Genomic DNA, 6758 nt, shown 5'->3' with positions numbered 1-6758 from the left:
CTCCAACCGGCGCCCGCCGGCGGGTAGGCCAGCTTCACGGGGCTCCAGGCCAACACGCCCTCCCGCGCCCGGGCCGTGCCCAGAAAGACGCCGAGGTCCCGGCTGTCCGGGGCCCGCCGAACCAGCGCCTCCACGTCGATTCGGCCGCGCCGGGAGCGTTCCTCCGGCCTCAGCACGAAGCGGATGGACACCCCGGACAGGGCCAGGTCCCCCGCCTCCTCCACGCTGCGCTGCAGCAGCGCCGCGGGGGGCTCGTAGTAAAACGAGATGCGCGGCGCCAGGACGGCGGCCATGAGCCCCACGATCGTGAGCACGATCATGATCTCGATCAGCGTGAAGCCGCGCCGCCGCACCTCCCCGAAGAGCGGGGAATCAGTCATCGTTCGTGACGTCCGCGCCCTCGCCCTCACCGCCCTCCTCGCCGTCCGGACCGGTGCTGACGATCTGGATGCGCCCGTTTCGGTTGCGATAGATGTAGGGGTTGCCCCAGGGATCGTCCGGGACCTTTTTCAAGTACCCTCCCTCGACGTAGTGCTTCGGCACGGGGGAGATGGTGGGCGCCTTCACCAGCGCGTCCAGTCCCTGCTGCGTGGAGGGGTAGAAGCCGTTGTGCATTCGGTACATCTCAAGGGCCTCCTCGAAGCTCTTGATCTGCGACCGGGCCATCGTGCGCTGGGCCTCCGCCACCTGGGGGCCGATGCGCGGCACCACCAGAGCCGCCAGAAGGCCGAGGATCACCACCACCACCATGATCTCGATCAGCGTGAAGCCGCGCCGACGGGTCATGTGTAAACCGTACTTCGTCTTGCTCATCTCACGTTCCTCCCAAAGCGCGCCCGCGCCGAATTGGCATACGGGAACGTCAATTTCAGTTACTTTACGATGCCCGCCAGGTCGAACACCGGCGTCAGTATGGCCAGGACGATGAACCCGACGGAGACGCCCAAAAGCAGCACCATCATGGGCTCCATGAGCGTCGAGAGGCGCTCCATCCGGCTCTGGGCGATCTCCCGGCACTGGCCGGAGACGTTCGAGAGCGCCTGGGACAGCTCGCCGCCCATCTCTCCCACCCGCACCACCGCCACGATCTCCTCCGGGAAGCCCGTCCTCTCCAGGGCCCTGTCGAACCGGTGCCCCGCCTTGACCATCTCCGCACAGTCCAGCCAGCGCCTGGCCCTGGGGTCCATCGAGGAGGCCATCCGCAGCGCCTGAACCAGGGGAATTCCAGAGCGCAGGAGCGTGCTGAGGTGCGACGTCACGAGCGCCAGCGTCAGCTGTTCGTTGATGCCCCGCATGAAAGGGATCGCGATCTTCTTCCCGCGCCGCTTCATCCACAGGAACAGCAGCAGGAGCCCCGCCAGGACCCAGACGCCCCAGTCGATGATGAAGGAGGACAGGCCGATCAGGATGCGGGTCGGCAGGGGCAGCGTCTGGTGCATGTCCTCGAACAGGGACGAGATCTTCGGCACCACATAGGTCAGCATGAAGGTGACGACGCCGACCCCCACCACCGCCATGACGATGGGGTACGTCATCGCCCCGCGGATCTTGCGCACCAGGCCGTCCTCCAGCTTGAACTGCTCCGCCGCCTCCGCCAGCACGGAGATGAGGGAGCCGCTCTGCTCGCCGGACTCCGCCACGCGCCACAGGCTCTCGCGGAAGGCGCCGCTCTCGGCCAGGGCCGTGTGGAACTTCCGCCCGCCCTCCACCTCCGCCAGGAGCTTCTCCAGCGCCGGCCCCATGTGCCTGTCCCGCGCCTGCTTCGCCATGATCCTCAGGGAGTCCGCCAGGGGCAGGCCGGACTTGAGGTAGGACGCCAGGCTGCGACAGAAGAAGATGTGCGCGTCGAGGGACAGGAGCTTCGGGCGTCCGCTGCGCTTCCGCTCCGCCGCCGCGACGTCCACCACCACGATGCCGCGCTCCGTCAGGCGCTCCACCGCCTGCATGGAGGAGGAGGCCTCCACCGTCCCCCTGGTCTGCTTCCCCCGCGCGTCGTAACCCGAATAGGTGAAGTAGGGCATGTCACTCCTCCCCCGCCACGCGAATCAGCTCGTCCGGCGAGGTCCGTCCCGCCTCGACGGCGGAGAGCCCGATCTCCCACAGCGTGCGGAAGCCACCGTCCCTGGCGATCTCCCGCAGCCTGGAGGCCGTCGCACCGGCCACGAAGGCCTCCTGCACCGCCTCGTCCACCACGAACTGCTCGTAGAGGCCGATGCGTCCCCTGTAGCCCGTGTTGTGGCACTCGGAGCAGCCCACGGGCTCAAACGCCCGCTTCAGCCCTTGACGGGCCATGGCCGCCGGCGGGGCCACCTCCCTCATGCAGTGCGGACAGAGGCGGCGCGCCAGGCGCTGGGCCACCGCCCCGATCATGCAGTTGGCCGCCAGGTAGGGCTCGATGCCCATGTCCACCAGACGAATGACGGCGCCGATGGAGTCGTTCGTGTGGAGGGTCGAGAGCACCAGGTGCCCCGTCAGGGAGGCCTGGACGCCGATGTGGGCCGTCTCGAAGTCGCGCATCTCCCCGATCATCACGATGTCCGGGTCCTGCCGCAGGATGGAGCGCAGGGCGGAGGCGAAGGTCACGCCGGCCTTCTCGTTCACCTGAATCTGCGCCACTCCCGGCAGAGCGTACTCCACGGGGTCCTCCACCGTGATGATGTTCACCTCGGGCCGGGCCAGCGCCTGGAGGATCGCGTAGAGGCTCGTGGACTTCCCCGACCCCGTGGGACCGGTGAAGAGGATCATGCCGTGGGGGCGGTGGATCAAGGCCTCCATCGTCTCGCGCTCATCCCTCTCCATGCCCAGGTCCTCCAGCGTCAGGAGCCCGTGTCCCTTGTCCAGAAGGCGCATGGCCAGCCGCTCGCCGTACTGCGTCGGCACGAGCCCCACCCGGACGTCCACCGCCCTGTCCCCCAGGGTGATGCCGATCCGGCCGTCCTGGGGCGTCATGTGCTCCGCGATGTCCATCTTGGCCATGACCTTGATGCGGCTCGTCAGCGGGGCCTGGTGCGTGCGCGGCAGGCGCAGGCGGTCCTGCAGCACGCCGTCGATGCGAAAGCGGATCAGGACGTCGTCCTCGTAGGGCTCCACGTGGATGTCCGTGGCGCGCTGGCGCAGCGCGTCCACGAAGAGGCCGTTCACCAGGCGGATGACCGGCACGTCCACCGAGTCGCTCAGCACGTCCTCCCGGCTCAGGTCCTCGATGTCGTCGATGCCCTCCATCTTCCGCGCCGCCTCGTCCGCGGCCACGCTGCGAAGGTCGTAGAGCTTGCGCAGGAGCTCGCTCACCTCCGACTCCGTGCGCAGCTCGACCTCCACGGGACACCCCAGGGCCGTGCCCAGCACCTGGGCCCTGGGCCAGGCGTCCAGGGACGACGCCCCCACGATCAGCACGCCACTGTCGATGCGCAGGGGGACCACACCGCCCTGGCGCAGCACGTCGAGGCCCATCCCCTCCGGCAGGAGCTCGGAAACCTCCTTTGCGTCCGGCAGGGGCGGCAGGGGCGCGCTTCCGTCGGCGGGGAGGGCGGCCGCCTCCGGGTCCTCTCCCAGGGCCCGGACGTCCACGCTCCTCAGGCGTTCGGACATCGCTACTGCCTCCTGCTCTTTCGGACGCTCTCGTGATAGAGCTCCTGGAAGCGGCGATCGACCTCGCGCTCGATGGGGTTCATGTCCATGCTCGTCAGCGAAGGCCGCGCGCCGGACGGGAAGATATCCGCGTTCCCGCCGATGACGTCGGCGGAGGCAAAGGCACCCGTGAGGCCGGAGGCCCGGAGCGTCGCGCCCCGCATCTCCTCTGGGTTCGAGATGATCTGGGGCGTCAGGAAGATGACGAAGTCCACCTTCTCCTTCTCCTTCGAGACCTTCTGGAACAGGCTGCCGATCAGGGGGATGTAGGACAGGCCCGGCACGCGCCGTCTGAGGGCCCGCTCCGTCTCCTTGATCATGCCCCCCAGGATCACGGTCTCCCCGTTCGCCACCACCACCGAGGTGTGCACCTCCCGCTTGGCCGTCACGGGCGTCACGGACCCCGTGGCCGTCAGCACGTCCTCCGTCGTCTGCTTGATGTCGAGCGCCACCACGTTGCCGCTTCGGATGTGGGGCGTCACGGTGAGCGTCAGGCCCGTGTCCTTGTAGTCGTAGCTCTGCTGGGTGGCGTTGGGGTTCGACAGCTCCGAGGTGCTGGCCTTCAGGACGGGGATCACCTGCCCCACCTGGAAGGAGCTCTCCTTGTTGTCCGTACACATCAGGCGCGGCACGGAGAGGACGTTGACGGCGTCGTACTTCTTCAACATCTCGATGGAAGCGTAGATCAGCGCGAGGGGCTTGTAGTTCTTCACGGAGTAGGTGGAGCCGTTGCGCTCCACCAGCTCCTCCTTCTTCGAGAGCTCGCTGAACCACTGCGCGAATTGGGAGGGGACGGACCCCTCGCCCAGCTGGCCCATGCCGCCCAGCATGATGTTGTCCCAGATCTGGCCGCCCAGGATGTTCCAGTCCACGCCGGCCCGGTCCAGGTTCGTGACGTTGATCTCCGCGATGAAGCCGCGCAGCAGCACCTGCTTGGCCTGGACGTCGATGGCGTCCAGCACCCCCGTCAGGGCCTCGTACTGCTTCTGGGTGGCCGCGAAGATCAGGCTGTTGGTGGTGAGGTCCGGCACCACCGTGGCGGGGTACTTGCCCTCCTGGTTCGGCTGCAGCAGGGAGGACGCCGCCAGCACCTTGCTCAGCTGCTCGGACGCCGCCGTGGCGTCGATGTTCTTCAGCTTGTAGACGTGGAAGTCCCCCACCTTGGAGTCCACGTCCAGCTCCTTCACGATCCTGGCGGCCTGGTCGATGTTCCCCCGGTCTCCCACCACCACCACCTTGCGGCTCGCGGGGTCCGCGACGGCGCTGAGCCCCTGCATCGGGCCCCCCGTCTGGGCGATGGCGTTCAGCTGCGCCGCCACCGTCGTCGCGTCCGCGTGCTTCAGGAGGAAAGCCCGCGTCACCCGCGCGCTCTGGGGCGTATCCAGCTTCCGCAGGAGGTCCGCGCCCTTGTTGACGTCCGTCGCCTGCCCCTGGAGCAGCACGTCGCGCCCGTTGCCCACGGGCAGCGCGATGAGGGTCTGTCCGAAGGCCTGCTGGAGCGCCGGGACCACGGAGTCCACCGTCACGTAGTCCAGCGGGAAGATGTAGGTCATGGTCTCGCTGCCATAGTCGGGGCCCCTGCGCCCGCGGTCCACGGTCGGCGAGGAGCTGACGCCGCCCTGCTGCACGATGGAGAAGTTCCCCATGTCCCGCAGGGAGAAGTTGTAGATCTGGAGCGTGGCGATCATGATCTGCCGCGCCTCCGCGAGGGAGGAGGGCTTGGGCGAGATGATGGTGATCTTCGCGTTGACGTTCGGGGGAACGATGATGTTGTCCTGCAGGAGCTCGGACATGAACCGGATGAACTTCACGAGGTCCATGTCCTTGAAGTTGAACTGCACCAGCCCGGAGCGGCGCATGGCCTGGGCGGCCGCCACCACCTCCCTCTCCTCGTCGGCGGGCAGGGTCTGCCCCGCCGGCGCTTCGGCCGGCGCCTCCGCCGCAAGGGCTCCCCCCGCGACAAGGACGCCGAGGGACAGCGCAAGCACGCCCCACAAAAACACCCCGTAAACTCTCTTCAAGGCACTTCCCCCTTACACACTGCTGACTCCAGGCAAAACCCGGTTCGTACCGGGAGCTCTATCCACGACGGGCCCCTACCGGGAGGCCTCAGGCAGGTAGATGACCATCGAGCGCTTCCCCATGCTCACCGTCACCCGCCTGAAGGGCAGCTCCAGGTCCTCGATGGGCACGGAGTCGATCTCCGTGCGCCACTCCACGTCCTCCTCCCTGCCGCTGTCGGGCATGTCCCTCTCCGTGCGGAAGCGCAGCCATATCCTCTGCGCCGCCGCAGTCAGCGCCCGCTCCGCCGCGATCTCGGAGAGCGACCGCAGCGACATGGTGATGAGGCGAAACCCGCCGGCGACCACCATCCCCACGATGGCCACCGCCACCAGGACCTCCATCAGGGTGAAGCCGCGCCGGGCGCCGGACATGCCGCTCACGCTCAATGCACCACGTACCGCAGTGCGGTGGGCTTGCCCTCCCGGTCCACCTCCACGTCGAAGCGCTCGCTGTTCATCAGGGAGTTGATGGAGTTCGCGATATCCGCCATGTTCGTGAAGGGGATCCCGTTGACGGACTTGATGACGTCGCCCTTCTGCACGCCCAGCTGCTTCAGGATGCTGTCGTCCTGGATCCACTGGATTTCGAGGCCGTTCCCTCCGTCGTTGGGGCGCAGGCGGATCTTCTTCAATTCGTCGAAGGGGTTCTGCACCAGGCTGGTCACGAGTTCGCTTGGAACCTCGCCGTCCTGCTCCCCCGGCCTGGCGGGCGTCACGCTACCCTCCGGGACGCCCACGGGCCGGGCCTCCGCCATGGGAGCCGAGAACGCGCCCCGTTCCGAACCGGGCTCGCTGTAGCGGAGCTCCCGCACTACCACCTCGTCCTCCTTGACGAAGACGGCCTCCCGGTAGGTGACCTTCGCCAGCGTGTAGACGTCAAAGCTCGTCCCCATCAGCACCAGGCGCACCTTCCCCTTGTCCTCGATCCAGGCCCCCACATCCGGCAGGGTCCCCCGCAGCACGGCCGTCGCCAGGGAGCCGGTGACCTCGACGTCCGCGCTCCGGGCCGTCGGGAGGCTCACCTCCATCGGCGAGACGCGGAAGGGGTTGGCCGTCAGGAACTCCTCC

7 protein-coding genes are annotated in these 6758 nt (G+C 67.8%); all 7 read right to left on the bottom strand.

Annotation, left to right across the window (positions count from 1 at the left end):
• The coding region (locus SY1_RS09920) for a prepilin-type N-terminal cleavage/methylation domain-containing protein (protein ID WP_208873665.1) at window positions 1–380 on the bottom strand (380 nt) is incomplete at its 3' end.
• Window positions 373–813 (bottom strand): type II secretion system major pseudopilin GspG, encoded by a 441-nt coding sequence (gene gspG, locus SY1_RS09915; RefSeq protein ID WP_015556941.1) that lies wholly within the window; start codon window positions 811–813, stop codon window positions 373–375. The genes gspG and SY1_RS09920, both read right to left, overlap by 8 nt.
• 59 nt (window positions 814–872) lie before the next feature.
• Window positions 873–2021 carry a type II secretion system F family protein gene (locus tag SY1_RS09910; RefSeq protein ID WP_015556940.1) on the bottom strand — a complete coding sequence of 383 codons (1149 nt, stop codon included), beginning with the start codon at window positions 2019–2021 and terminating at the stop codon, window positions 873–875.
• Window position 2022: 1 nt separating this feature from the next.
• On the bottom strand, window positions 2023–3588 hold the full coding sequence (locus SY1_RS09905) for a GspE/PulE family protein (RefSeq protein ID WP_015556939.1): 1566 nt from the start codon (window positions 3586–3588) through the stop codon (window positions 2023–2025).
• Between the two features lie 2 nt (window positions 3589–3590).
• Entirely contained in the window at window positions 3591–5648 is a 2058-nt protein-coding gene (gene gspD / locus SY1_RS09900; RefSeq protein ID WP_208873663.1) for a type II secretion system secretin GspD, read from the bottom strand.
• A 75-nt stretch (window positions 5649–5723) separates the two neighbouring features.
• Window positions 5724–6062 (bottom strand): PulJ/GspJ family protein, encoded by a 339-nt coding sequence (locus SY1_RS09895; protein WP_015556938.1) that lies wholly within the window; start codon window positions 6060–6062, stop codon window positions 5724–5726.
• Window positions 6063–6073: 11 nt separating this feature from the next.
• Window positions 6074–6758, bottom strand: a 685-nt coding sequence (gspC, locus tag SY1_RS09890) for a type II secretion system protein GspC (protein ID WP_208873659.1), incomplete at its 5' end; no start/stop codon positions are given.

It is taken from the genome of Fretibacterium fastidiosum (genome assembly GCF_000210715.1).
GTDB lineage: Bacteria > Synergistota > Synergistia > Synergistales > Aminobacteriaceae > Fretibacterium > Fretibacterium fastidiosum.
Note: the sequence above shows the minus strand (reverse complement) of the source record. Positions and strands in the feature narration are given on the sequence as shown.